Below are 943 nucleotides of genomic sequence, written 5' to 3'. Positions count from 1 at the left end.
CGTCATAACCCGCTTGGACACTTCCATATAAAGGCGCTAATTCATCCGAAGTTATCGTNCCATCGCCGTTACTGTCAGTTGCTCTACTAGTAACGATAGGCGATACAACGTTACCTCTCGTTGCAAGCACTAAGTCTGGAGAGTTGAACTGCAAAGGCATATCATGCTTGAAGCTATACTCACCACCTAATGAAATACCACCAGGCCCAGTCGTGTTAAAGCTGAGACCTACCATTTGAATCTGTTCAGGGTACTGAATTTGATACTCAGCAGTCGAAAACTGTTCATCACTATCTATCGCACCGTCGCTATCAACGTCGGTACCGACTCTACCACCAACAATTGGTAAGCGACTATGGTATTGCAAGAAGTAGAAACCAAACTCTGTTTCATTCAAATCTGCAGCAAACCAGCGTAAAGCAATACCAAACTGATCAGTATCATCGGGCTTGTCATCATACATTCTCTGCAAGCCGGTTTGTCCACCCTGGTTCCACTCTTCAGTCATGAAGTTAGCACCCCAAACAGGGCCGCAACCATCGGCTACATAATCATTTGTAGAGAAGTAGGTTCCGCAATCATCAATTCGCGAAGGCTCATACTCTAGCTGAATAAACGCTTCAATCGTAATATCATCCGTTAAGCCCAGTGAACCGTATAGCATGTTCACTGGAATCAGCGCTTCTTTAATTTCTGCTCCCGGTGCTCGAATAGCACCAATATCTACTGGGTTAATAACGTTAATACCGTTAAAGATAAAGGTACTTTCACCCCAGCTGACTACCTGCTTACCTAAACGAAGGTTAAGAGGTGTATCGCCAAACCAGAAATCTTTCCAGATATACGCATCCATGATTTCTCCGCCAGACGCGTTCGCTTGACCATTCTTACTTAATTGACGTTGATAACCATTGGCATCCGTAGCTCTGTCGCCATCTTTTAG

1 protein-coding gene is annotated in these 943 nt (G+C 44.6%); it reads right to left on the bottom strand.

Features of this window, described 5'->3' with window-relative positions:
- Window positions 1-943: DUF1302 domain-containing protein (locus A3756_RS01395; protein ID WP_156490176.1), on the bottom strand; the 943-nt coding region annotated here is incomplete at both ends.

It is taken from the genome of Oleiphilus sp. HI0086 (assembly GCF_001635225.1).
This window is presented reverse-complemented; position numbering and strand designations above follow the sequence as displayed.